The following is a 25,040-nucleotide window of genomic DNA, read 5'->3' as shown; positions in this document are numbered from 1 at the left end:
TGTAGCATAAGAAAGGAGAACATTTGTGAATATCATTCAGTTTCAACAAAACCTCATAGATTACGCTGCATCCATTGGAATTGATAAGATTGGATTTACTTCTGTTTCTCCATTTCATGAATTAAAAAATAGATTAATCAGGCAGCAAGAGTTGGGGTATGCTTCCGGATTCGAAGAACCTGATATTGAGAAAAGAGTACATCCTGAAACTCTGCTAGAAGAAGCTAGCAGTATTATATCTATCGCAATTGCGTACCCTTCAAAAATGAAGGATGCTCCCCAAAGTATGAAAGGCGCAAGGCGAGGAATCTTTGCACGTGCATCATGGGGCATAGATTATCATACCGTCTTACGAGAAAAGTTAGCGCTTCTAGAATTATATATTTTAACGCATATACCAGATGCTAAACTTCGTTCTATGGTAGATACGGGGGAACTTTCCGACCGTGCTGTAGCGGAACGGGCAGGTATAGGATGGAGTGCTAAAAACTGCTCTATTATTACCCCAGAGTTTGGGTCCTATGTCTATCTTGGAGAAATGATTACGTCAATTCCTTTTGCTCCAAGTGAGCAGATGGAAGACCAATGTGGTGAGTGTCGACTATGCTTAGATGTTTGTCCGACAGGGGCATTGATAGAGGGCGGTCAACTAAATGCACAGCGCTGTATTGCTTTTATTACGCAAACAAAAACTATGGTCCCAGACGAGTTTCGAGCGAAAATAGGCAACCGAATTTATGGCTGTGACACATGCCAAACAGTTTGTCCAAAAAATAAAGGAAAAGCTAATTTACACAATGAAGCGTTTAAGCCAGATCCCGAGTTAGTGAAACCCTTGCTCCTTCCTTTACTTAAACTGACGAATCGTACGTTCAAAGAAACATATGGTCATATGTCCGGTGCTTGGAGAGGGAAGAATCCAATCCAGCGAAATGCTATAATTGCATTAGCTCATTTTAAAGAGCAGGCAGCTGTTCCTGCATTAATAGATTTAATGCAGAATGATGCAAGAACAGTAATCCGGGGTACTGCAGCATGGGCTATAGGTAAGATAAATACAGAAGAAGGCTTATTTGCGCTTAAGGAAGCCGAACAAAATGAGCAAGTAGATGAGGTCTTAATTGAGATTCGAAAAGGACTAGAGTACTATATAATAGAGAACTAGGAAGTGGAATAATTGAGTATTAATGTTGTTTTATATCAACCAGAAATACCTGCTAATACAGGGAATATAGCTAGAACATGTGCGGGAACAGGAGTTAAATTACATTTAATCCGACCTTTAGGTTTCTCGACAGATGACAAAATGTTAAAAAGAGCAGGATTAGATTATTGGGAGCATGTTGATATTACCTATTATGATGGGCTAGATGAGTTTTTTGCAGCACATCCAGAAGGAGAATATTATTTAATCACGAAGTTTGGTGCGAAGCCACATACTACGTTTGATTTTAGTGAGACGCAAAAAGATCATTTCTTTATTTTTGGACGTGAAACAAAAGGGTTACCACGTGAATTTATCGACGCTCATCCAGACCGTGCATTACGAATCCCTATGAATGATAATATTCGTTCGCTAAATTTATCCAACACAGCAGCAATACTAGTATATGAAGCATTACGTCAGCAGAACTATCCAAATTTACACTAGAAAAGTCCAAGTGCTTATGTTTTGGAAGTCAGTCTAAGATCGCGACATCGTGTAGCGACGACTGACTGACCCACATCCTGTGGGCCTCCGACATTCTGAAACGACTCAGGCGGGCGAGGTGCTGCAGCTAGGCAGATAAAAAAACGGACGATGTCTTAAAAGACTCGTCCGTTTTAAAATAGATTATTTTTCAGATGCACCTGGTTTGTCGTCGTATCCTGCTTTGAAAATTGCAGCAAGGAAAGAAATACAAACACCAAGAATAAGGATTAGTTTCATATGGAGTGCCTCCTCTATAGTATTCTGCACCTAGTATACCCTAAATTGTTTGAAAAAGAAATAATGCAAGAAAATGAAATTTGACGAAAATCGTTCGTTTTAATGTTGCAACCTTGTGAATATTCTACTAACATTAAGAAAAGGAGTGATTTTTGGAATGAATGAATTCAAAAATGGTCCAGAGAACGGCTCGATGGCAACGAATATGGAAGAAGTAAAGCAACTAGGAAAACAGATGGATAGAATGAGGGACAATAAAGAGCTAGAAGAGGATAATCGCGTATCCGATCCAGCTCAATCTGAAGATACTTCTTCTATGAAGAAAAGAAAAAACGACTGATATATCCCGCATTAACGGGCAGTAAATCTCCCACATCAAGGCTAGGCCAAAGCCAAAGCATAAGTGGGAGATAACTGCTCGTAAACGCCCGAATGGTTCGGGCCAACAGGATGTTGGTCACTCAGGCATTGCCGCAGGACGCGGCGTTCTTGCCCGAGTTCCTTTTTCAATCAGTGGGGATGAAGAAAACCCCACTGATTGAAGTTTCACTTTTTATCAGTCGTCTTCCTCATAAGAAAGGATGAGAAAAATGAATATACATTCAACGAAACAATTAGAAAATGGGGTAGAGATGCCAAGACTTGGATTAGGCGTTTATAAAATGACAGAACCCGATATTGCTATTCAAGCAATTACAACAGCACTGGATTATGGCTATCGCCATATTGATACGGCAAGTTTGTATGCCAACGAAAAAGAGGTAGGAGAGGCTGTACGAGCATCAAATATTCCACGCAAAGACATCTTTATTACAACAAAGGTATGGAATACAGATCAGGGCTATGATCAAACACTGAGAGCATTCGAAAAATCTTTGGAATTATTAGGAATGGATTATGTAGATTTATATTTAACCCATTGGCCAATTAAAGAAACCTTTGTGGATACATATCGCGCGATAGAACGACTATATGATGAAAAGCTAATACGTGCTACTGGAGTAGCAAATCATCATCAACATCATTTGGAAGCAATAGCTGCAAAAGCGAATGTTAAACCGATGGTCAACCAAATTGAATGTCATCCACGACTGACGCAGTTTGATCTACGTGAATATTGTGCAGAGCAAGGAATCGCAATAACTTCGTGGTCCCCACTTGCAAGAGGTCATATACTAGAAGAGCCAACACTTCAGCGTATAAGTGGAAAATATGGCAAATCAACTGCTCAAACAATTATTAGATGGCATTTGCAACATGATTTAATCGTTATTCCTAAATCGGTAAATCCATCTAGAATTGCAGAGAATATGGATGTATATGATTTCGAGCTATCATTTGAGGATATGAAAAATATTGATGCACTTAACTTAAATGAACGTACTGGAAAAGATCCAGACAACTTTAGTTTTTAATAAATAAATCTTAAACAAACACGATAGTATTTCTTCTCTCACCAAGAAGGGTAGCTATCGTGTTTTTATATAAATTGGAAATATTACTCAAAAATGAAACCTATTACATATTTTAGCGTATTAGTAGTATAGATTAATACATATTAGATGGGGTCATTTAAATGAGTATATTTTTTGAAAAAACAGACAAGAAAAAAAGTAGTACACCATTCATAATACTAAAGCTGTTATTGCTAGGCTTGATGATTGCAATGCTAGTAATGGCCATTTTAAACGGTATCGATATTTTCTATGTGAAGTTAGTGTTCGTGTTTGTAGCAATTAATTCATTTGTAGAAGGAATAGAAAGTTATCTTCAAAAGGAAAGTAAGAAGATTATAGGGAGAGAAATAGGATTAGGGGTTTTGTATATTCTATTTGCTATTATTCTTAAGTGACTAAACGATAAGGGGCAACATAAATGGGAAATTTAATGGGAACTGGAAATTGGGCAGGAATAATCTCCACGGTATTAATAATACTATGCTTTTACTTTACACTTACTTTTTTCCAATACTTAAAACAAGGTGATGATCGATTAACTAGACAATCTAAATTCGGAGCAGTAATTTGCCTTGCAGCAAGTTTGCTAATACCTACATTGTACAATCTTTATTTTTTTAATGCGATGATGCAATAGAGAAATAGGGTGATAAGTATGGAACAGTGGAAAATGTTAAAATCAGAATATATTCATAAAAGTCCTTACGGAAATATTAGAAAAGATAGATGTGAGCTCCCTAATGGATTTGTTATCGATGACTATTATGTAAATGAATATTCTAATTGGGTGAATGCAGTTGTTCTTACAAAGGAAAAACAACTAGTGCTTGTTGAACAATATCGTCATGCTGGAAATGATATTTACTTAGAAATTCCTGCAGGGAAAAAAGAAGGTAATGAGACAGACGAAGAAGGTATTATAAGAGAAATAAAAGAAGAAACTGGCTTTGTTTCACATAAGAAGCCTATTTTGCTAGGTGAATTCATGGTAAATCCTGCAACACAAAATAACAAAATTAAAACCTATCTTCTTATTGATGCTTTTAAAGAATATGAACAAGATTTAGATGAAACCGAAGAGATAAATGTGAAGTTGATCGATTTTGAGTCATTTGGTTCTTTATTAAAAACGAATGAGATAAAAACACAGCTTTTTACAGCTAATGCATACTTTATGGCAAAAGTCTTTCAATCTGAAAACTGAAAAGGGTTTTAGTTTCCATGTGAAATAACTTAGAGGAGTGATCATTATTTCTAGTTCATCGCTATTGATTTTTTGTGTAATTGGTGGTGTGAGTATCGTTATTAATTTTGTTCTTTGGATACTTTATAAGAATGAACCTAAGACTGACAAAGGATTTGCATTTCCCTACATTAAGTTGAGCTATAGAAGAAGAATGCTTCGAACACTATGGTCACTTCCAATTTATATCATATGTTTCTTTTTTATACACCAATACTCATTATGGTCCAATGATGTAATCATTATAATCATCAGTACCTGCATTATTGGAGAAACTATCCAATTTTTCTATAACTTTAATAAATGGAATAAATATGAGAGACATGCCTCAAGGGAGGAATTATGATGGTTGACCATGATCGTTTTGAAGTCAGTTTTCGCAATCCGATTGTTCGTATGTGGTTTTATGTGATGTTGCCGACTATAATTGCTTCTATTATTTTGTTTATTATTCTACCCTTTGAATATCATCAAGTTGTACAAATGGTAGGTACTCTTATATTGGCAATCTTTACAATTTGGGCTTTTATTTATAAAAGATTGAGTAAAGATAATAAGGGGGGGAAGTAGAATGATTATGCCTACGCATATTGTTGCTGTTGGAGGAATTGTTGAAAATGAGCAAGGGGAAATTCTATTAGTAAGAACGCAGCATGGAGGATGGGTCTATCCTGGTGGACAAGTTGAGGTAGGAGAAAACCTAATAGATGCGTTAGTTCGTGAAGTTAAGGAAGAAAGTGGAATTGATATTGAGGTAGGTCATTTAATAGGAACTTATTCAAATACAGGGATTTATAAATGGTATGACGAAGTTACGGATGTACCTACAAAAGTAATGTTCGATTTTGTATGTAAACCTATAGGTGGAGTTTTAAGTACATCCGAGGAAACTTCTGAAAGTTGCTGGGTTCAGAAGGAAAGAGTATTAGAATTCATCACTGCTGCTGCAATTAGAGCACGATATGAGGCTTATGAAAGCTTTAATGGTACGATAAAATATATGGAATATGTGACGAACCCTCAGTTTGAAGTGAAATTGAATAAGGATATGTAATATTCAAAAAGCAGATGAGAAATGTAAAACTTCTCATCTGCTTTTTCGTTTACGCAACATTGAAGAGTATACTCGCAACGTTAAGAAGCATTTGCGCAACATTCCACTGATTATACGCAACATTGAAATGTTTTTGCGCAACTTTCGCTAGCCTTCTGACCTATGATCTCTTATCTTCTACAACAAGTACTTCACCTGTTATTGGGTGATTAAATTGAACTTTAAAAGCATGTAGCTCATAAATTTTTGTAGTTGTTTTTTTAGCACCGTATAGTTCGTCTCCTACAATTGGATGGCCAAGGTGAGCTAAATGAACACGAATTTGATGGGTACGCCCAGTTTCTAAAATCGCATGTATTTTAGTGAACTGTTCATGTTTTCCGGCAACTTCATAATGAGTAATCGCGTTTTGACCGGATGGTGAAACTCTTTTTCTAGTGGGGTGATGTCGGTCATTTCCAATAGCAGCTCGAATGGTGCCGTGCTGATTTTTTACTTGTCCTTCTACAATTGCCTCGTAGGTACGGACGATTGTTTTATTTTCCAACATACGGTCAAGCATACCTTTGACAAGTGGATTTTTTGCAATGACGATTAAACCTTTCGTGCCTTCATCGATGCGATGTACATGTTCACCGTAATGATGACCTTTACCTTGTAAATAATTTGTTACAGTGTTCATAAAGGTATGATTTTGACCATCTTCATTGGGATGCGTCGAGACACCACGTGGCTTCGAAGCGATCAGTAAATACTCATCCTCATAGGCCACATACAGAGGGATTTGATCGGAAAGTAGATAGTTAGAGGATTCTCCTTCCCATTTAATGACAAGTACATCCCCCTTTTTGTTAGGGAGCTTCCATTGTAGAAGTTCTCCGCTCGTATTGCTAACCGCTTTTTGCATGCGTAGCTCATGTATTAACTTTTTGCCTAGCTTCCATTTTTCTTGAAAAAGTTTATCGATAGTTAAACCATCTTCTTGTACGGTATACGTTAATGTATGAATCATTTATTTTCCTACTCCTTTAAAAAAAGGGCCTGTCTACTCGACATGACCCTTTTGTTTATTTTAGAACAACCTCATCAAAGAATCCTTGAATCTGATCATTAGAAATAGCGCCTTCAACTCTTACAACTTCTTTGCCATCTTCAAAGTAGATCATTGTTGGTGTTGCTTGGATAAGATAGTCATCCCAGCCTTGTTCATACTCGAGTACATTATATTTGACAATTTCAATGTCATTTTCTTTAGCAAGTGGAGATAAACGAGGTGTCATGTCTTGACAATGTACACATTCTGGGCTGAAGAAATAAGCTGTAACAGGTTCTCCAGTAGCAATCTTTTTTTCCAAATCTTCTGGTAAAATAATGTTCTGATAGTTTGGGTCATCAATTAGATCGATAGTAGATTGTCTTAAATTTTTGGTATCGTATGGATTATCAGCTAATGCGTCTTTGTTTTTCTGAGTGTTTAACACAAAGATTAGTACAAAGACTGCAATGATAATACCACCAAATACGAGTAGTTTCTTCAAGTTATTTTTCCTCCTTGATATCTCTCCATACTATAACACTTGTAATTCCGATTAAAATAAATGCAATAAGAGCTAAAAATGGGATTGTGATAAATCCTGCATAATTAATATATTCTCCTGTACAAGCAACTCTTCCGCAAGCCGGTGCCGATTCTTGCATAAAAGTCAGCTTTTGAATGCTATAATGATAGGCAGAAATACATCCACCAATCACAGAGAATACAAGTGAGGTTACTGCGATTTTCGGATTTTTTTGAACGTATGCAATTCCCAATATTAGTACAAGTGGATACATAAGTATACGTTGGTACCAACAAAGATCACAGGGTTCGTATCCTCTTATCTCTGAAAAATAGAGGGAACCTAACGTTGCAGTTAAAGCAACGGTCCACATAAATAATAGTAGATTTTCTATTTTTTTTGTCATAGGAACTCCTTTAAATTACTTTGAACTCAAATTAAAGTATAATGCTTCTTTAATTACATGTAAAATATTTTATCCCGCATTAACGGACAGTATGTCTCCCACTTTAAGACTTGACCTAAGTAAAAAAACGTAAGCGGGAAATCGACTGTCCGAAACGCCCGACGTAAAACCTAGACGAAAAGCGCCATGTCTTGTGGCTTCATCTAGGTGACTTGCATTTCCTGCGAGCCTCCGGGCCAACAGGATGCTGGTCACTCAGGCTTTGCCGCACGACGCGGCGTTAGTTGCCTGAGTTCTATTTTCAATCAGCGAGGGATAAAAACCCCGCTAATTGAGTGTTCACTTTATCTAAAGAGAAAAGAGATATATAATGAAAGTTACTTACTAAAAGAGGAGTTGAGAAAATGACTGAAGAGTTTGATTTATCTCCATTTGAACAAAGTATGATTATAAGACAAATGTCTTTTTCTGATATAGAGCCAATTTTAGAAATTCAGCGCTTATGTTTTCCGGGGATGGACCCATGGAAAGTAGCTCATTTACGCAGCCATTTAACTATTTTCCCAGAAGGCCAGCTAGTTGCTGAGTTGGATGGAAAAGTAATTGGTTCCTGTTCAAGTCTTATTATCAATTTTGATGAGTATGATGACCGCCATTCTTGGTCGGATGTGACGGATGAAGGATATATCACTAACCATAATCCAGATGGATATAATTTGTACGGTATTGAGGTTATGGTGCATCCTGAATTTAGAAGAATGAAGGTTGGACAACGTTTATATGAAGGAAGAAAAGATATAGCAAGACAATTCAATTTAAAATCAATTATTATTGGAGGTCGTATTCCAAACTATCATAAATTTACAGACGAAATGTCTCCACGGGAATACGTGACGTCAGTTTCTCGCCATAAAATATATGATCCAGTTTTAACATTCCAATTAATGAATGGCTTTACATTAATGCGTATTAATCCTAACTATCTACCGGATGATAAAGCATCTGCGAAATATGCCACATTGATGGAGTGGAATAATATTGATTATATCCCACTATCTAAACGTCATTTCAAAACGAGCTATCCTGTAAGAATATGTGCAGTGCAATATATGATGCGTAAAATTAATTCTTTTGAAGAGTTTGCTAACCAATGTGAGTATTTTGTTGATGTAGCTTCCGATGCGCAATCTGATTTTGTAGTGTTTCCGGAAATATTTACAACACAGCTAATGTCATTCTTGAATGAACCATCCCCAAGCCAAGCGGTCCGTAAATTGACGGAGTATACTCCACAATATATGGAGTTATTTGCAGATTTATCGATCCGTTATAATATTAATATCATTGCTGGCTCTCACTTTGTAGAAGAAGAAAATGAGGAAATATATAATATCGCTTATTTATTCCACCGAGATGGTGCAATTGATAAACAATATAAAATCCATATTACACCGAATGAACGTAAGTGGTGGGGGATTAGTGCGGGAGACTCCGTTCAAGTTTTTGATACAGATTGCGGTAAAATTGCGATTCAAATTTGCTATGATATTGAGTTTCCAGAGCTTGCCCGTATTGCAACAGATATGGGTGCTAATATTATTTTCTCTCCATTTTGTACCGAGGATCGTCAAGGCTACTTACGAGTTCGTTATTGTGCACAAGCACGTGCAATTGAAAACCAAATCTATACAGTTATTTCAGGGACAGTTGGAAACTTACCGCAAACAGAGAATATGGATATTCAATATGCTCAGTCCGCAATTTTCGCTCCTTCTGACTTTGAGTTTGCGCGTGATGGAATTGTAGGGGAAACAGAGCCGAATGTAGAAATGGTATTAATAGGGGATGTAGATTTAGAAATCCTACGCCGCCAGCGTCAAGATGGGACGGTTAAACAATTAAAAGATAGACGTCATGATATATACAGTGTTGATTATAAAAAATGATGGAGAGGGGTTAACAAGCCTATGCGATATAGACAACTTTTTGACCAATGGAATAACTTCTCAGAGCTTGAGTCCAATTGGAAAGAGGATCTTCAACTTCTAGCAAAGGATGAAAAAAAAATAGAAGATGCTTTTTACCGTGATTTAGAATTTGGAACTGGTGGGATGCGAGGAGAGATCGGTGCTGGCACGAATCGTATAAATACGTATACGGTTCGTAAAGCGACCACTGGACTTGCCTCTTACATTAAAGGGGCTGGAGCAGAAGCAATGGAGCGTGGAGTCGTTATTGCTTATGATAGTCGCAGATATTCTCCGGAGTTTGCGCGTGAAGCAGCGAGTACCCTAGCCTCTAATGGTATAAAAGCTTATCTATATATGGAGCCGAGAACTACCCCTCAGCTTTCATTTTCCGTAAGATATTTGCATGCATTTATGGGAATAGTCATTACTGCAAGTCATAATCCACCTGAATATAACGGATACAAGGTTTATGGAGAGGATGGAGCTCAGTTAAACCTAGAGGATGCTGAGGTTGTTATTCAACATGTGAATGATGCGGGAGATGCACTCCATATCGATCAACGAAATCCAGATAAACAATTAGTGGTTCAATTAGATGAGCAAATGGATCAAGCATATATGGATGCCTTAAAAACAGTGCAAGAAAACGATGGATTAGCATCTTTCACTGATTTGAAGGTGGTATTCACACCTTTACACGGAGCATCTGGAAAAACTGTTAAAAGAATATTAAGTGAAGTTGGCTATACGCTTATTGACTATGTTGAGGAGCAAATGGAGCCAGACGGAAATTTCCCGACAGTAGTATCTCCAAATCCAGAAGAACAAAGTGCTTTTGAATACGCTATTCAATATGGAGAAAAAAATGATGGAGATATATTAATAGCTGTCGATCCAGATGGGGACCGTGTAGGTATTGCTGTTAAAACCGCTACTAAATACGAACTTTTAACTGGCAATCAAACCGGGGCTATACTAATCGAATACTTATTGTCACAGCGTAAAGCGAAAGGGAATATACCGGCAAATGGGCGTGTTTTTAAAACGATAGTTACCTCTGATTTAGGACGAGTAATCGCCGAATATTACGGTGTAAGCACAGAAGACGTATTAACAGGCTTCAAATTTATCGGTGAAAAGATTAAGCAATACGAAGAGACCAATGAGTTTGAGTTTTTATTTGGCTATGAGGAAAGCTATGGTTATTTGATAAAAGACTTTGCACGCGATAAAGATGCGATACAAAGCGTGCTAGCTATTGTGGAAGCTGCTGCTTATTATAAAAAACAAGGTCTGACATTACTCGATGTATTATCTCAGTTATATGAAAGACATGGCTTCTATTTAGAAGGACTTCAGTCTGTTACGAAAAAAGGTGTAAGTGGTGCGAATGCAATTCAAAACTTACTTGAGCAGCTTCGTGCAAATAGAATTACAGAAATTGCGGGCATAAATGTTCTTTCTCAGGAGGATTACTTGCACTCAGTTCGAACATTCACGGATGGTCGAGAAGCTGAGGAAATTTTCCTGCCAAAATCTAATGTTGTAAAGTACTTCCTAGCGGACGGCTCCTGGGTTTGTGTGAGACCAAGTGGAACAGAGCCTAAGGTTAAATATTATTTCGGCGTACTTAGTGGGTCAGAAACAGAAAGCAAAGAAAAACTAAAGGCTATTCAAGATGATTTTTCGTTAAAGATGAATCACTATTTAGAAGAATAATAGAGAAAAAGGAAAAGTAAACTTGCTTTTCCTTTTTTTTTTCAAAAATAAGTATATAAAATATCCTGTGAACATTGGTTTAAAGTTGCTTTAAAGAATGGAAAATACCGTTGATTTCCGTTACAGGTGGACGCGTTCCGCGGACACGGCTTCAATCTCCTCGTCACTACGTTCCTGCGGGGCTTTCAGCTCGTGCTATTCCCGCCGGAGTCGCCACCTTTCACTACAATCAATTTAGCGGGTAGTACGCTACTAAGTGATTTAACAAAGCATATCATTTAGATAATAAGATTAGCCCAAGTAAGATGTAGGAATAAAACCATTTTTAATCGCAGTTGAATGAGAAATGCTATTATTCAATGATAGATGTAGGAAGTAATTTTTTTTGTACTAGTGGAATTAAAGATAAATAGTAAGTGTTACTAAATAAAGAAGTGGAACAGCGAACGAAATTGTATCTTCGAGAGCTTACTCATTGAATAGGATAGTATCTTTTCTTTAGTTATCCAAACATGCACTAACCTGTTTCTAAAAGTTATTGAAGGGAGACGGACAAACAACAGCCATAAGATTACCGAAAAAAGAGCGTATTGGTTGTGACATTAGTCACGACCAGCCTCTTTAAAAAATTTAACCGGTAATAATATAGCAAGTCTGTCTAAAGCACTTCGAAAACGATAGAAACAGGTTTTGGCTTTAATGGACCGGACGTCTTTTTACCCGGTTTTTCTTTTTCAGTCAAAAGTATGATACCTAGACCCTACAGCGAATAATGGATAAGTGATAATATGGAATTAGATGAATTACATACTTGGAGGAGTTTACATGCTATCAAATGAACTCTCGAACATTGAATTACTAAAAGAAATAGCTGAATTATTAAATGAAGAAACAGAAATGGAAAAAATGCTACAAGGTGCCTTACATAAACTATTAGAGGGTACGATATTTGAAACGGGTTGGATATTTTTTATAGATGAAAAAGGAAGGCAACAGCTAATTGCCCACGAAAACTTGCCAAATGCACTTCAGCAAAATGACTGTAGACATTTGCAAAAAGGCGGTTGTTGGTGTGTGTCAAGGTTTCAAAATGGGGAACTAAAAAAAGCCTCAAATATTATTGAGTGTAAAAGAATCGTCAATGCAAGAAAGATGAGCAACAAGGATAGTGGTGGCATTACGCATCATGCGACGGTACCGTTACAATCAGGGCAAGAAAGCTTTGGCCTATTAAATGTTGCGACTCCTAACACAATACGATTTTCAGAAGGAGAGCTTGCTTTACTGGAGTCTGTAGCCTTTCAAATCGGATCAGCTATTAAGCGGATTTTCCTCACAAAGCAGGAGCAGCAGGTGGCCCTTGTGCAGGAACGTAACCGACTTGCACGAGATTTACATGACTCGGTTAACCAGCTATTGTTCTCGGTAACCCTAACTGCTCGCGGAGGCGTAGAAATGGCAGAGCAGCAGGAGATTAAAAATACATTTAAAGAAATACAATATTTAACGCAGGAAGCACTAACAGAAATGCGTGCTCTCATTTGGCAGCTACGCCCTAAAGGATTGGAGTCAGGAATAATCGAGGGTCTTAAAGGATACGGAGATATTTTAGGGCTTTCATTGACGGTGAAGGTAAAGGGTGTTATTAACCTGCCTGCAATTATAGAAGAAACATTATTTCGAGTTGCCCAGGAAGCACTGAATAATGTTCGAAAGCATTCTGGAGTACTTCAAGCAGAACTATATTTAACGGTTACTTCTACAGATGTATTGTTAGTTGTGAAAGATGAGGGTTGTGGATTTCATATGAAAGAACCTAAAAAGCTACGCTCAATTGGTTTACAAAGTATGAAGGATAGAGCAAAATTTGTTGGCGGAACAGTAGATTGGGTAACGGAGTGGGAAAAAGGAACAGAAATATTAGTGCGATTACCTTATTAGGAGGGAGTAATTATGATACGTGTACTAATTGCAGATGATCATCATGTAGTAAGAAGAGGGTTAATGTTTTTTCTAAAAACGCAAAAGGATATGAATATTGTAGGTGAGGCAACAAACGGAAAAGAAGCTGTCCAGCTAACAGTGGATTTGAAGCCAGATGTCATATTGATGGATTTGATCATGCCAGTAATGGACGGGATTGAAGCAACAAAACGTATTAAGGCTACAAATCCCGAAATTCAAATATTAATGCTCACTAGTTTTTCAGATAGAGACCATGTTATACCAGCCTTAAAAGCTGGCGCAGCGGGTTATCAGCTTAAGGATATAGAGCCGGATGACTTGGCAGATGCAATTCGAAAGCTTATGCGTGGAGAAAATACGTTACATCCTGAGGCGACAACTCAGTTAGAAAAAGAGTGGGAACCAGTGGAACTTAGTCCACATGAAGAACATCCGTTAACTCCGAGGGAGCAGGACGTATTATCTGAGTTAACAAAAGGGAAAAGTAATAGAGAAATAGCATCCTCATTGTTTGTTACGGAAAAAACAGTAAAAACCCATATTTCCAATATATTTGCCAAGCTGCATGTTCAAGACCGTACACAAGCCGCTCTTTATGCGGTAAAACACGGCTTAACAGAACCAAGCGGACGATAAAAAGCACGGAGAATCGCAGTGACAATGCGATCCGCCGTGCTTTTTGTTTATTCGACTCGTTGCGTAAAAGTTTGGGGAAGTTGCGAGTAAGCTGAGGAATGTTGCGTAAAACCAACTAGTCCTCATAATCGATCAATCACCTTCAAAAATCAATCAATCACGAAAAAAGCTTCTTACTCCTCATCAAGCATACCCATATTCGGTTCAATATGGACTAGGATAACGGAAAACGGCTTGCTCTTCATTATACGCTGTTCTATTTCCTCCGTAATCCGATGGCTATTCACAACGTTTAGCATTGGATCTACTGTTACGGTAATATCGACAAACATCAGATTCCCGTGCATTCTCGCTTTAAAATCCTTTAACTCATCGACACCCTCGACAAGTCTTACTATTGTAGAGAGTGATTCCGCTTCCTCCACATTAAAGCCATCAGATAATGTATAAGCTGCATCATGAAAAATAGTATAGGCGGTATAAATAATGATTATCCCGACTAACAGGGCAGTTATTCCATCTAAAATTGGAAAACCTAAAATAGATCCAACTATACCGATAGTTGCGCCGATACTGACTAATGCATCGGAGCGATTATCATAAGCAGCAGCTTTTAAGGCAGCACTGTTAATACGGTTTCCAAGCTGTAAATTATATCTATAGACAATGTACATAATAATAGCACTAACTAGTCCAACCACTGCGGTTAAAAGTGAAGGGGTTTCCTTGATGGGATTAGCAAGATGTTGTATAGCTTGTATAAGTACTTGTATTCCAATAAATGCCATAATAAATGCGGCGACAAGAGAAGCAATGGTTTCTGCACGCAAATGTCCATATTGATGATGCTTATCTGGTGGTTTCTGAGAAATTCGCAGTCCGATCAATATAGCGACAGAGGCAATGATGTCTGTGAAATTATTTAGACCATCTGCTTTTAAAGCCTCTGAGGAACCTATAATACCAATCGTTAGCTTAAGTGTACTTAATAGTAGATAAATGCAAATACTTATCCAAGCACCTTTTTCCCCTTCACGTAAGTTTGTGTATAGCTCCACAATGTTTCCTCATTTCAACAATTATAGACATAGGAAAACGACCCTCAATTGAGAGTCGTTTTTGTAATCTACAATGATTTTATTATTCAACTATTGGTTCTAACTCTTCAACTGGAGGAGCAGATTTAATAATTTCTAAGTATTGAATATGGTGCCCATCAATCTCTTTAATCATGAAATCATAGCCCTGTTCTTGAATTTTTTCACCTTTTACGGTTTCATAGCTTTTAGTCATGAACCAACCACCTATAGTATCTATATCCTCTTCGTCGATATCTATACTTAGTAGGTCATTAACATTTTCGATTAGCATTTTCGCATCAACAATATAATGATTTTCTTCTACCTTTTGAACTTCTGGAAGTTCATCGGTATCGAACTCGTCACGGATATCGCCTACGATCTCCTCGATAATATCTTCAATAGTCACAAGACCTGAAGTTCCACCGTATTCATCCATTAAGATTGCCATATGGATTCGTTCACGTTGAATCTTAAGTAATAAGTCAGCGATTGGCATGTTCTCAATAACACGGATAATTGGTTGCATATAATCACTTACAGGTGTAGTTGCATTTGTAGGATCTTTTATATATGCGGTTAATAGATTTTTCATATTAACGAGTCCAATAATATGATCTTTATCTCCATCAGTTACTGGATATCTTGTATATTGTTCCACGCCAATCAGTTGAAATACTTCATCTAACGTAAAATCTTTATCGATAGAAGTGATTTCCGTACGTGGAACCATAATTTCTTTTGCAATACGATCATCGAATTCGAAAATTTTATTAACGTATTTATATTCGGCTTGATTGATCTCTCCGCCTTTAAAACTGTCAGATAGAATCATACGAAGCTCTTCTTCGGAATGGGCTACCTCCGACTCTGAAACAGCATCTAAACCAAATACCTTAGTAGCTAAGAAACGAGCGGAACCATTCATACCGTGAATAACGGGATACATAAGTTTATCAAAAATGATAAGCGGTTTTGCTACCGCTAAAGTAATTTGTTCTGCTCTTTGGATAGCAAATGTTTTCGGTGTTAATTCCCCTACAACTACATGAATATACGTTACAAGAGAGAATGCAATGATAAATGAAAGTACAGAAGAAACACTTTCTGGTAGGTCGAAATAATTAAATGCAGGATGTAATATCGCTTCTATTGTCGGTTCTCCAAGCCACCCTAGCCCTAAAGCTGTTATAGTGATTCCGAGCTGACAGGCAGATAAATATTCATCTAGGTTGGAAACTAGTTTTTTTGCATTTATCGCCCTTGTGTTTCCTTCAGCAACAAGCTGATCAATCCTTGTAGATCTTACCTTTACTATTGCAAATTCACTCGCAACGAAAAATGCAGTGAATGCGATTAAGACAGCAAACGCTGTCAATCGTATGGCTATGTCCAAATAATTACTTTGTCCCTAACCCAAATGAGGGGTAAGACAAAGTGTACACCTCCTGTTTTCTAAAAAATAGTTTATACGTTTAATAATAAAATATAAAAAAAGAAATTACAAATCTTTCTACTTTAAATAGAGATATTCTAGTATTAATATTTACAAAAGCTTAATATCCGTACACTTTAGAGTATTAGATAATAGAGATTAATATAGTTTGGGAGGTTTAGATGAAAAACAAATATTTAGAAATACTTATGGCATCTACTAAGCTTGGTTTAACATCATTTGGAGGACCAGCTGCTCATATAGGTTACTTTCGATATGAGTATGTCGACAAAAGAAAATGGCTAGATGACAAATTGTACGCAGATATTGTTGCGTTATGTCAGTTCTTACCTGGACCTGCTTCCTCTCAAGTAGGAATCTCTATAGGGTTATTAAGAGGGGGATTATTGGGAGGTATTATTTCATGGTTAGGTTTTACGATGCCATCAGTAATCCTTTTAATGTTATTCGCTGCATTCATTTCAAGTTCAGGTTCTTTTGATAGTGGTTGGATCCAAGGGCTGAAAATTGTGGCGGTGGCGGTTGTTGCACATGCTTTAATGGGGATGCAAAAGTCATTAGCACCAGATCGTATAAGGATTAGTATTGCAATAGGATGTGCAATACTGACGTTACTTATTCCTACTGCAGTTGGACAAATAGCGATTATTCTTGTTGCAGGTATTTTTGGTTATATTTATTTTAAAAATGAATCAATGGACTCTGCTCCCGAGATGAAGCTAAGCTTCGGAAAAAAGACTGGAATAATTAGTTGGATATTATTTTTTCTGTTGCTCATTTTGCTGCCGATACTAAAACCATTTGTACAATTTATCTATTATGCCATTTTTGACACTTATTATCGAGTTGGATCGATTGTATTTGGTGGTGGGCATGTTGTATTACCAATGCTACAAAGGGAAGTAGATGTATCTGCAGATATGTTCCTTACTGGGTACGGAGCAGCACAGGCAGTTCCGGGACCGTTATTCACAATTGCTGGTTTTTTAGGACAAATAACTGCAGGAACTGGCGGAGCATTGATAGCGGTTTTTGCGATGTTTTTACCATCATTTTTGTTAGTCCTTGGAACATTGCCATTTTGGTCTATTATTCGTTCCAAAAAGGGAATTCAAGCAGCTTTAAAGGGAGTTAATGCAGCTGTTGTTGGAATTCTTCTTGCAGCACTTTATGATCCAGTATTCACGAGTGCTGTGAATAGCCCGATTGATTTTGTAATCGTATTAATAACTTTTACGCTTTTAGTTGTGTATAAATTAGCGCCATACAAAGTAGTATTCATAAGTGTTGTGTTAGGTGCAATAGTCCATTCATTATAAAAATTCAAAAAGTATTGACAATTAAATTTTCAGTATGCTACTGTTAATATACACAAAAAAATGGAAATGGAGGTATGACAAAATGATTCGATTAAAAGATAGCATTGTTAACTTAAAAAGTTGTTCATACCTACCATTAGACCGGAAATGATTTAATAACAGACATTTACGTATTATATTGTCTATTATTAAAGCGCATTACCTCTATATGGGTAATGCGCTTTTTTATGTCTTTTTACTTCCAATTTTTGGTGAAAAAAGGAAAAGGAGTGTTGGATATGAATATTCAACGGACGAAACAAATTTTATTAAAGGAATCTCTTGAAGGTGGCTAGCTAATAAGTAATGTGTAGAAAGAAGAAAAGAGGGATTATACAATGTTTTCTGTTTTATTTAAATTGAAATGGTTTTTTAAAGACCATTGGAAGCGTTATACAGTAGCGGTTAGTTTGTTAATAATTGCTAGTGCATTTGAGGTTTTACCACCTTGGTTAGTTGGTGAGGCAATCGATGCAATTACTATGGGAGAAATGACAAAAGAGTCCTTAATGCAATATGTACTCTATTTTGTTGGAATAATTATTATAGGTTATGGACTAAACTTTGTTTGGCAATATCAATTATTTGGTGGTTCGATCACAATCGAGCGTATATTGCGTTCAAAGTTAAATTTAAAATTTTTGAATATGACTCCTACATTTTATGAAAAAAATCGGACGGGTGATTTAATGGCCCGTGCCACAAATGATTTGAATGCAGTAGCAACTACTGCAGGATTTGGTATTATGACATTAATCGATTCGACCATGTATATGGCTGCACTTATTCTAGCAATGGGCTTTCTCATTTCATGGAAACTTACTATTTTTGCAATTTTACCAATACCTATTTTAGCATTTATAATGCAATATCTTGGAAAGATAATTCATGAAAAGTACATGGTTGCACAGGATGCATTTGGTGATTTAAATGACCGTGTATTAGAATCAGTTGCTGGGGTTCGCGTTATTCGTGCTTATGTCCAAGAAAGAGCTGATGAGCAAAACTTTGCTGATATGAGTGAAGAAGTCTATCAGAAAAATATGGTTGTAGAACGAATTGATGCACTTTTTGGCCCAATTACAAAGGTGGGAACTGGTATCAGTTACGTAGTTGCCCTAGGTTATGGTGCCTATCTAGTATCAAAAGGTGAAATGACAGTTGGTAATTTAATCACCTTCAACGTTTACTTAGGAATGGCAATATGGCCGATGTTCGCAATTGGAGAATTAATCAATGTAATGCAACGTGGAAATGCCTCGCTTGATCGAGTACAAGAAACATTAAACTACGATCAAGACGTAAAAGATCCTACTTCACCAGTTCAGTTAAATAGTGTGGATTCAATTGGTTTTAAGGATGTCGGATTCCAATATCCATTGTCTCAGGTGAAAAATCTCCAAGACATTCGAGTGAACCTACAGAAAGGTCAAACACTCGGGATTGTAGGAAAAACTGGTTCTGGAAAAACTACCTTTATGAAGCAGTTATTAAAAGAATATCCGATTGGAGCAGGACAGCTAACAATAGGAGAAACTGCTATTTCAGCGCAAACAAAAGATCAGGTTCTAGAATGGATTGGATATGTTCCACAGGACCATGTATTGTTTTCTAGAACGATACGTCAAAACATTCTTTTTGGTAAAGAGGATGCGACAGAAGAAGAGTTAGAAGAAGCAATTCGACTAGCACATTTTCAACAGGATCTAATGAATTTACCGATGGGCTTAGAAACGTTAGTCGGTGAAAAAGGAGTATCATTATCTGGTGGACAAAAACAACGTGTATCCATTGCACGTGCACTTATTAAAAATCCAGAAATTTTACTGTTAGATGATTCACTTTCTGCAGTAGATGCAAAGACAGAAGCTAAAATTATCGAAAATATACAAAATGAACGTAGTGGAAAGACAACAATTATTACGACGCATCGATTGTCGGGAATCCAACATGCTGACCATATTATCGTTTTAGATGAAGGTCTTATTGTGGAAGAAGGATCCCACGCGGAACTTCTGACGCAAAATGGTTGGTACAAAGAGCAATATGATCGTCAACAGCTTGAGGGGGTGTCGTCATGAGTACAGGAAAACGACTCTACCATTATGCGTTATTTTATAAAAAACCAATTATTCTCGGTCTAATCTTTTTAACTATTGCAGTGTTCGCAGATTTAACTGGTCCATTCATTGCAAAGAAAATAATCGACGACCATATTACCGAAGGAGCTATTAATCTTCAGCCTATATTAATGTTATTGGCAGTCTACTTTGGTTTAGCGATTGTAACAGCGATTTTTAGATACTTTATGTTTATTTATTTACAAATTGGTGCAAACCGAGTTGTGCAAAAGCTTAGAAATGATGTTTTCGGGCATATTCAAACATTGCCGATACAGTATTTTGATAACTTGCCGGCTGGAAAAGTTGTAGCACGTGTTACGAACGATACAGAGGCAATTCGTAATTTGTATGTGCAAGTATTATCTCAATTTGCAACTAGTATCATTTCTATTGCAGGGGTTTACGTTGCTTTGTTCATCTTAAATGTAAAAATGGCTGCAATGGCACTGTTTGTTGTTCCAATTGTGTATGTTTGGATGATTGCGTATCGGAAATATGCATCTAAATATAATCATGTAGTTCGCACAAAAATTGCAGATTTAAATGCAATGTTAAATGAATCGATTCAAGGGATGTCCATTATTCAAGCATTTAAACGCGAGAAGCAAATGGAACGCGAATTTGAAGAGATGAATGAGGAACATTATCGTTATCAGAATAAGTTACTTACTTTAGACTCAGCAACTTCATTTAACCTGGTAAGTGTGCTCCGTACGATTATGTTTATTATGTTCATCTGGTATTTTGGAAGCTTGTCCATGGAGCCAAATACAATCATTTCAGCTGGTATGCTTTATGCATTCGTAGATTATACGACTCGATTATTTAATCCAATTACAGGGATTGTTAACCAATTTGCCCAGTTAGAAAGATCATTGGTTGCTGGACATCGAGTGTTCCAACTGCTTGATGAAACAGGAGAAGAAGTAAAAGACGAACGTATGAATCGATACGAAGGAAATGTAGAGTTTCAAGATGTATCCTTTGCATATAAAGCGGATGACTATGTATTGAAGAAATTGAACTTTGTTGCGAATAAAGGAGAAACAGTTGCTCTGGTTGGTCATACAGGATCGGGTAAAAGTTCTATTATGAACTTGTTGTTCCGCTTCTATGATCCTTCAAAAGGGAAAATTTTGATAGATGGTATTGATATAACAACATTACCTAGACAAACGATTCGGGATCATATGGGCATTGTTTTACAGGATCCTTATTTGTTTTCAGGGACGATTGAGTCAAACGTAAGTTTAAGCGATCCGCGTATTTCTCGAGAGAGAGTAGAGGCAGCTTTAGAGGCTGTCGGTGGAGAACGGGTATTGAAAAATCTAAAAAAAGGCTTGGATGAACCCGTTATTGAAAAGGGTAGCACATTATCGTCTGGTCAAAGACAGCTTGTTTCTTTTGCCAGAGCCCTTGCATTCGACCCGGCTATATTAATTTTGGATGAAGCAACATCTAACATTGATACAGAAACCGAAGAGATTATTCAACATGCGATGGACGTTTTGAAAAAAGGAAGAACTACTTTTATCATTGCTCACCGACTTTCTACTATTAAAAATGCTGATCGCATCTTAGTACTGGACCGCGGAGAAATTGTTGAAAGTGGATCTCACGACGAGTTACTACAGCTACAAGGTCGTTATGAACAAATGTATAAATTACAAGCAGGAGTATCTCAGCATGTATAACACATGCGGGGATATTCCCTTTTTTTATTAAATTGGTTACCCGCCCGGTAAACCATAGAACGCCATAGCGATTGGGCTATCCCCCCGAGAATCAGAGCCACCCGCCCAAGCAGACCATTTATCCGCCCGCGAAAGTAAATTTTAGATTGAAACTTTCTAACGAAAATCGTATATTTAGAGTACCGAAATAAAAAAGAAGAGGTACACGATGATTTATTGGTTTGCAAATTGGAAAAAGAGCATAACTTCCTTCAACAGAAATATAAAAATGTTCATGCTCGCAAATATACTCATTCAAGTAGGGATGGGTGTATTTACAGTTATGTACAATCTATATATAAAAGAGCTTGGGTTTCCTGAAACACTGAACGGTAAGATCATCTCTATGACATCTCTTGCTTCTGCCATTATGTTAGTTCCGGCAGGATATCTAAGTGATCGGCTAGGAAGAAAAGGAACCATAATTACGGGTGCTTTTGTTGCTGCTGGTACCCTTTTTTACAGGAGTTTAGTTACAGGTGAACAATCGCTAATTTATGCTGCATTCTTTACTGGTTTGTTTATGGCATTAGTGCAAGTATCTGGTGTTCCTTTTCTCGCGGAAAACTCGAAAGCCAGCGAACGAATGCATCTTTTTAGTATTCATTTTTCAATGATGACCATTGCAAGTGTTGTTGGGAGTCTTGGCGGAGGAGTATTAGCAGATGCTCTTCATATAATAGGAAATATTTCTACAGTAGATTCTATTATGTACGTACTAATTATTGGAGCGATTATTTTTGCGGTTGGAATAATTCCTTTATTTCAACTAAAACCTATAAAAATAAAGCTGAATGCTGATGAACATACAGAGGAATTAGAAGGAAATGCACCAAGTGGATTCCGAAAAAATCTGAAGGTTATCTTGTTATTTGGAATTGCGAACCTATTGATCGGAACAGGTTCAGGGCTTGTTATTCCTTACTTAAATTTATACTTTTCAAATCGATTCGATGCATCGAACACTTATATTGGACTTATCCTGTCACTCGGATCTGCGATGACAGCAGTGGCAATGTTACTTGGACCTGCCCTTGTGAAAAGGGTAGGGAAAGTAAAGGCATTAGTTATTTTTCAGCTGCTGTCGATTCCATTTTTATTCATCACTGGTTATACCAACTCTTTAATCATCGCTTCAATTGCGTTTTTAATGCGCCAGGCTTTAATGAATGCTGGGAACCCCATTCAAAGTGCAATTGCAATGGACTTGGTGCAGGATAAATATAAGGGGCTTGCCAATTCAGTAAATCAAATGGTTTTTAATGTGGGATGGGCAAGTACTGGAGCTATTTCGACGGGGCTTGTCATGACATTTGGCTTTTACTGGGGATATGCCTATACATTTACGATTACTGGAATTCTATATATTATTGCATCTACCTATTTTTATATATTGTTTGGGCGTAAGAAAAAATGAAAAAATAATTAGAACAAGAACAACTGTGAATACTTCTTGCTCAGAGACAACTCAATCATACACATGAAAAAGCATGAGTTCATGTATCATTTTTTTCACTATTTCTTCATCAGCTGGTGTTTCACCGAGCCATTTTATCGTACCATCTGGTTCATATTCTGCAGTGTATCTTTGTTGTTTATAAAAGAAAGAAACGGACCAACCTGGAAGTTGTTTGTTTTCATAGAGTGGTTTGAAGCTAAAGTGTTGTAGCAAGGATATCAACCTTTCATGTGAGTGAATTTGTTCGCATACACTAATATAAATGATTAGTGAAGGAGCATCGAATTGTTTAATGAGCAATTAAGGCAAGCCATACTTAATGAATATCAAGATTATCATTTTTATCGTTCTATGTATAAATTGACGGATGATCCATATTTTCAAGGTTTTATCGAACATATTTATGAGGATGAAAAAAGCCATTATGAAATGTTCCAGCAACTCTATTATATGCTGACTGGTACATTTGTACAAAGCTTTCCGGAACCAATTTTATGTACAGACTTGAAGGAATGCTTAAAAGATGCGATTAGGAATGAATTAGAATCTGCGGAGCTTTATAAAGACATGGTTTTACAAATACCAATCCAACAAGCATATGCCCCTTTATTTGTTGCGATGCATGATGAGACCGAGCATGCAATTCGTCTAACAACTATTCTGCATTTATTGTAAATTCTTTTAGTGTTTGCCCATCCTCTGCTATAATAATCTAGAAGCTAGAGGAAAAAGGTGAAATTGATGGATTTTATATGGACAATCACATTCATGGCAATTGTTGGAGCAGCAATCGGAGCAGTGACTAATCACTTAGCTATTAAAATGCTATTCAGGCCCCATGAGGCAAAATATATAGGCTCATGGCGCGTCCCGTTCACTCCAGGTTTAATCCCTAAAAGACGTGATGAACTGGCAATACAATTAGGAAATACTGTTATCCAGCATTTGTTGACGCCCGATATCTTTAAGAAAAAATATTTCAACGAAGAAATGAAAATTAAAGCAAATCACTTCCTTACGGAGCAACTGAACGATAAAATCTTCCATTCGGACAAAACGATAAAAGATTGGTTAAAACTTGCTGGACTTGAAAACGTTCCATCTATTGTAAATGGTAAAATAGAAGAACAAGTGGATGTTCAATTTTATCAATTAAAAGCTAGATTTGAACAAGAAACTATACGTCAGCTTGCGCCAATTGATTGGCAGCAAAAAGCAGATACCAAAGTTGGAGAAATCGTTTCTTATATTCTACTCAAAGGTGAAGATTTCTTCGAGTCAGAAGAAGGTAGAATGACGGTAAAAAATCTTATTGATGATTTCCTTTCTACAAAAGGGACGCTTGGCAATATGATTCAAATGTTCATGGGTGAATCTTCATCACTAGCTGGAAAAGTTCAACCAGAAATATTAAAATTCCTTAGAGCGCCTGGAACGAAAAATATGCTAGAAAAAATCGTGCGAAGCGAATGGGAGAAATTAAAGGATCGTCCGCTAAATGAAATGATGGACGGCTTTGATTTTGAACCTATAGTTAAAAACGTTAAAGTATATTTAACAGAACAACTGGCAATCGAAGAAAAATTAAATTATGGCTTCCTTCATTATTTCCCAGGAGCAACTGAATGGACTGAGACGTACCTTATACCAAAAGTGACGACTTTTGCATTCGAGGAAGCAGAAGAAAAGCTAGAAGAAGTATTGCGTAAAATGAAATTAGAAGATATGGTAAAAGAGCAAGTAGATGCTTTCCCAGTATCTCGCTTAGAGGAAATTGTTCTTGGTATTTCGAAGAGAGAGTTCAAAATGATTACCATCTTAGGTGGTGTTCTTGGAGGACTTATCGGTATTATCCAAGGATTAATCGTATTCTTCACTACTTAAACTAAAGGA

Annotated in this window: 25 protein-coding genes; 19 read left to right on the top strand and 6 right to left on the bottom strand. The window is 36.9% G+C overall.

The genetic code is table 11. From position 1 onward, the window contains the following. The first annotated feature begins 25 nt into the window (after positions 1-25). The 9 genes from queG (at position 26) to ACN6MX_RS14720 (ending at position 5,684) form a co-directional block, all read left to right on the top strand. Positions 26-1,165, top strand: a complete 1,140-nt coding sequence (gene queG, locus ACN6MX_RS14760; RefSeq protein WP_419959619.1) for a tRNA epoxyqueuosine(34) reductase QueG — start codon at positions 26-28, stop codon at positions 1,163-1,165. Positions 1,166-1,177: 12 nt separating this feature from the next. Continuing rightward, positions 1,178-1,651, top strand: coding sequence for a tRNA (uridine(34)/cytosine(34)/5-carboxymethylaminomethyluridine(34)-2'-O)-methyltransferase TrmL (gene trmL, locus ACN6MX_RS14755; RefSeq protein ID WP_419959618.1), 474 nt, complete (start codon positions 1,178-1,180; stop codon positions 1,649-1,651). A 436-nt stretch (positions 1,652-2,087) separates the two neighbouring features. Then, positions 2,088-2,270 carry a hypothetical protein gene (locus ACN6MX_RS14750; protein ID WP_419959617.1) on the top strand — a complete coding sequence of 61 codons (183 nt, stop codon included), beginning with the start codon at positions 2,088-2,090 and terminating at the stop codon, positions 2,268-2,270. A gap of 250 nt (positions 2,271-2,520) precedes the next feature. Continuing rightward, the gene (locus ACN6MX_RS14745; protein ID WP_419959616.1) at positions 2,521-3,345 is read left to right on the top strand and encodes an aldo/keto reductase; all 825 of its coding nucleotides are present in this window, start codon (positions 2,521-2,523) and stop codon (positions 3,343-3,345) included. Positions 3,346-3,506: 161 nt separating this feature from the next. Then, positions 3,507-3,782 (top strand): hypothetical protein, encoded by a 276-nt coding sequence (locus ACN6MX_RS14740; RefSeq protein WP_419959615.1) that lies wholly within the window; start codon positions 3,507-3,509, stop codon positions 3,780-3,782. Between the two features lie 23 nt (positions 3,783-3,805). Beyond that, entirely contained in the window at positions 3,806-4,024 is a 219-nt protein-coding gene (locus tag ACN6MX_RS14735; protein ID WP_419959614.1) for a hypothetical protein, read from the top strand. A gap of 18 nt (positions 4,025-4,042) precedes the next feature. Continuing rightward, positions 4,043-4,591: an NUDIX hydrolase gene (locus ACN6MX_RS14730; protein ID WP_419959613.1), complete on the top strand. Its 549-nt coding sequence runs from the start codon at positions 4,043-4,045 to the stop codon at positions 4,589-4,591. 381 nt (positions 4,592-4,972) lie between these two features. After that, the gene (locus ACN6MX_RS14725) at positions 4,973-5,200 is read left to right on the top strand and encodes a hypothetical protein (RefSeq protein WP_419959612.1); all 228 of its coding nucleotides are present in this window, start codon (positions 4,973-4,975) and stop codon (positions 5,198-5,200) included. A 1-nt stretch (position 5,201) separates the two neighbouring features. Beyond that, positions 5,202-5,684: an NUDIX hydrolase gene (locus tag ACN6MX_RS14720; RefSeq protein ID WP_419959611.1), complete on the top strand. Its 483-nt coding sequence runs from the start codon at positions 5,202-5,204 to the stop codon at positions 5,682-5,684. Positions 5,685-5,844: 160 nt separating this feature from the next. Here the strand turns inward: ACN6MX_RS14720 and ACN6MX_RS14715 are convergent, their stop codons facing one another. Genes ACN6MX_RS14715 through ACN6MX_RS14705 form a run of 3 tightly spaced genes read right to left on the bottom strand, consistent with a single transcriptional unit; the run spans position 5,845 to position 7,649 of the window. Beyond that, positions 5,845-6,696, bottom strand: a complete 852-nt coding sequence (locus ACN6MX_RS14715) for an RluA family pseudouridine synthase (protein ID WP_419959610.1) — start codon at positions 6,694-6,696, stop codon at positions 5,845-5,847. A gap of 55 nt (positions 6,697-6,751) precedes the next feature. Beyond that, complete coding sequence (locus ACN6MX_RS14710) at positions 6,752-7,222, bottom strand: thioredoxin family protein (protein WP_419959609.1); 471 nt, start codon at positions 7,220-7,222, stop codon at positions 6,752-6,754. 1 nt (position 7,223) lies between these two features. Further along, positions 7,224-7,649, bottom strand: coding sequence for a disulfide oxidoreductase (locus tag ACN6MX_RS14705; RefSeq protein WP_419959608.1), 426 nt, complete (start codon positions 7,647-7,649; stop codon positions 7,224-7,226). Positions 7,650-8,053: 404 nt separating this feature from the next. On the opposite strand from ACN6MX_RS14705, the gene ACN6MX_RS14700 reads away from it, so the two are divergent. The 4 genes from ACN6MX_RS14700 to ACN6MX_RS14685 all read left to right on the top strand — a co-directional run bounded on the left by ACN6MX_RS14700 (position 8,054) and on the right by ACN6MX_RS14685 (position 13,939). After that, on the top strand, positions 8,054-9,595 hold the full coding sequence (locus ACN6MX_RS14700) for a GNAT family N-acetyltransferase (protein WP_419959607.1): 1,542 nt from the start codon (positions 8,054-8,056) through the stop codon (positions 9,593-9,595). A 21-nt stretch (positions 9,596-9,616) separates the two neighbouring features. Next, entirely contained in the window at positions 9,617-11,338 is a 1,722-nt protein-coding gene (locus ACN6MX_RS14695; protein WP_419959606.1) for a phospho-sugar mutase, read from the top strand. 825 nt (positions 11,339-12,163) lie between these two features. Then, positions 12,164-13,279, top strand: coding sequence for a GAF domain-containing sensor histidine kinase (locus ACN6MX_RS14690; RefSeq protein WP_419959605.1), 1,116 nt, complete (start codon positions 12,164-12,166; stop codon positions 13,277-13,279). A gap of 12 nt (positions 13,280-13,291) precedes the next feature. After that, the gene (locus ACN6MX_RS14685) at positions 13,292-13,939 is read left to right on the top strand and encodes a response regulator (RefSeq protein ID WP_419959604.1); all 648 of its coding nucleotides are present in this window, start codon (positions 13,292-13,294) and stop codon (positions 13,937-13,939) included. A gap of 173 nt (positions 13,940-14,112) precedes the next feature. Here the strand turns inward: ACN6MX_RS14685 and ACN6MX_RS14680 are convergent, their stop codons facing one another. Both ACN6MX_RS14680 and ACN6MX_RS14675 read right to left on the bottom strand, forming a co-directional pair. Next, complete coding sequence (locus ACN6MX_RS14680) at positions 14,113-14,997, bottom strand: cation diffusion facilitator family transporter (protein ID WP_419959603.1); 885 nt, start codon at positions 14,995-14,997, stop codon at positions 14,113-14,115. 82 nt (positions 14,998-15,079) lie between these two features. Beyond that, complete coding sequence (locus ACN6MX_RS14675; RefSeq protein WP_419959602.1) at positions 15,080-16,414, bottom strand: hemolysin family protein; 1,335 nt, start codon at positions 16,412-16,414, stop codon at positions 15,080-15,082. Positions 16,415-16,635: 221 nt separating this feature from the next. On the opposite strand from ACN6MX_RS14675, the gene chrA reads away from it, so the two are divergent. From chrA to ACN6MX_RS14655, 4 genes are all read left to right on the top strand, one after another. Continuing rightward, on the top strand, positions 16,636-17,793 hold the full coding sequence (gene chrA / locus ACN6MX_RS14670) for a chromate efflux transporter (RefSeq protein ID WP_419959601.1): 1,158 nt from the start codon (positions 16,636-16,638) through the stop codon (positions 17,791-17,793). A 377-nt stretch (positions 17,794-18,170) separates the two neighbouring features. Continuing rightward, on the top strand, positions 18,171-19,913 hold the full coding sequence (locus tag ACN6MX_RS14665) for an ABC transporter ATP-binding protein (protein WP_419959600.1): 1,743 nt from the start codon (positions 18,171-18,173) through the stop codon (positions 19,911-19,913). Next, positions 19,910-21,649 (top strand): ABC transporter ATP-binding protein, encoded by a 1,740-nt coding sequence (locus ACN6MX_RS14660; RefSeq protein WP_419959599.1) that lies wholly within the window; start codon positions 19,910-19,912, stop codon positions 21,647-21,649. The genes ACN6MX_RS14665 and ACN6MX_RS14660 overlap by 4 nt, the downstream gene beginning before the upstream one ends. Positions 21,650-21,857: 208 nt before the next feature. After that, positions 21,858-23,105 (top strand): MFS transporter, encoded by a 1,248-nt coding sequence (locus tag ACN6MX_RS14655; protein ID WP_419959598.1) that lies wholly within the window; start codon positions 21,858-21,860, stop codon positions 23,103-23,105. A gap of 51 nt (positions 23,106-23,156) precedes the next feature. Here ACN6MX_RS14655 and ACN6MX_RS14650 read toward each other — a convergent pair whose 3' ends face one another. After that, positions 23,157-23,360 carry a YheE family protein gene (locus tag ACN6MX_RS14650; protein WP_419959597.1) on the bottom strand — a complete coding sequence of 68 codons (204 nt, stop codon included), beginning with the start codon at positions 23,358-23,360 and terminating at the stop codon, positions 23,157-23,159. 72 nt (positions 23,361-23,432) lie between these two features. On the opposite strand from ACN6MX_RS14650, the gene ACN6MX_RS14645 reads away from it, so the two are divergent. Together ACN6MX_RS14645 and ACN6MX_RS14640 are read left to right on the top strand one after the other, a co-directional pair. After that, positions 23,433-23,822, top strand: coding sequence for a ferritin-like domain-containing protein (locus tag ACN6MX_RS14645; protein WP_419959596.1), 390 nt, complete (start codon positions 23,433-23,435; stop codon positions 23,820-23,822). A 66-nt stretch (positions 23,823-23,888) separates the two neighbouring features. After that, positions 23,889-25,031 carry a DUF445 domain-containing protein gene (locus tag ACN6MX_RS14640; protein WP_419959595.1) on the top strand — a complete coding sequence of 381 codons (1,143 nt, stop codon included), beginning with the start codon at positions 23,889-23,891 and terminating at the stop codon, positions 25,029-25,031. Positions 25,032-25,040 lie beyond the last annotated feature (9 nt).

It is taken from the genome of Psychrobacillus sp. BM2, from assembly GCF_048572895.1.
In the GTDB taxonomy this organism is placed as follows: Bacteria; Bacillota; Bacilli; order Bacillales_A; family Planococcaceae; genus Psychrobacillus.
Note: the sequence above shows the minus strand (reverse complement) of the source record. Positions and strands in the feature narration are given on the sequence as shown.

Coding starts and splice junctions, on each gene's coding strand:
- ACN6MX_RS14750 (WP_419959617.1), top strand. CDS start 2,088: ATGAATGAATTCAAAAATGGTCCAGAGAACGGCTCGATGGCAACGAAT.
- ACN6MX_RS14745 (WP_419959616.1), top strand. CDS start 2,521: ATGAATATACATTCAACGAAACAATTAGAAAATGGGGTAGAGATGCCA.
- ACN6MX_RS14740 (WP_419959615.1), top strand. CDS start 3,507: ATGAGTATATTTTTTGAAAAAACAGACAAGAAAAAAAGTAGTACACCA.
- ACN6MX_RS14735 (WP_419959614.1), top strand. CDS start 3,806: ATGGGAAATTTAATGGGAACTGGAAATTGGGCAGGAATAATCTCCACG.
- ACN6MX_RS14730 (WP_419959613.1), top strand. CDS start 4,043: ATGGAACAGTGGAAAATGTTAAAATCAGAATATATTCATAAAAGTCCT.
- ACN6MX_RS14725 (WP_419959612.1), top strand. CDS start 4,973: ATGATGGTTGACCATGATCGTTTTGAAGTCAGTTTTCGCAATCCGATT.
- ACN6MX_RS14720 (WP_419959611.1), top strand. CDS start 5,202: ATGATTATGCCTACGCATATTGTTGCTGTTGGAGGAATTGTTGAAAAT.
- ACN6MX_RS14715 (WP_419959610.1), bottom strand. CDS start 6,696: ATGATTCATACATTAACGTATACCGTACAAGAAGATGGTTTAACTATC.
- ACN6MX_RS14705 (WP_419959608.1), bottom strand. CDS start 7,649: ATGACAAAAAAAATAGAAAATCTACTATTATTTATGTGGACCGTTGCT.
- ACN6MX_RS14700 (WP_419959607.1), top strand. CDS start 8,054: ATGACTGAAGAGTTTGATTTATCTCCATTTGAACAAAGTATGATTATA.
- ACN6MX_RS14695 (WP_419959606.1), top strand. CDS start 9,617: ATGCGATATAGACAACTTTTTGACCAATGGAATAACTTCTCAGAGCTT.
- ACN6MX_RS14690 (WP_419959605.1), top strand. CDS start 12,164: ATGCTATCAAATGAACTCTCGAACATTGAATTACTAAAAGAAATAGCT.
- ACN6MX_RS14685 (WP_419959604.1), top strand. CDS start 13,292: ATGATACGTGTACTAATTGCAGATGATCATCATGTAGTAAGAAGAGGG.
- chrA (WP_419959601.1), top strand. CDS start 16,636: ATGAAAAACAAATATTTAGAAATACTTATGGCATCTACTAAGCTTGGT.
- ACN6MX_RS14665 (WP_419959600.1), top strand. CDS start 18,171: ATGTTTTCTGTTTTATTTAAATTGAAATGGTTTTTTAAAGACCATTGG.
- ACN6MX_RS14660 (WP_419959599.1), top strand. CDS start 19,910: ATGAGTACAGGAAAACGACTCTACCATTATGCGTTATTTTATAAAAAA.
- ACN6MX_RS14655 (WP_419959598.1), top strand. CDS start 21,858: ATGATTTATTGGTTTGCAAATTGGAAAAAGAGCATAACTTCCTTCAAC.
- ACN6MX_RS14640 (WP_419959595.1), top strand. CDS start 23,889: ATGGATTTTATATGGACAATCACATTCATGGCAATTGTTGGAGCAGCA.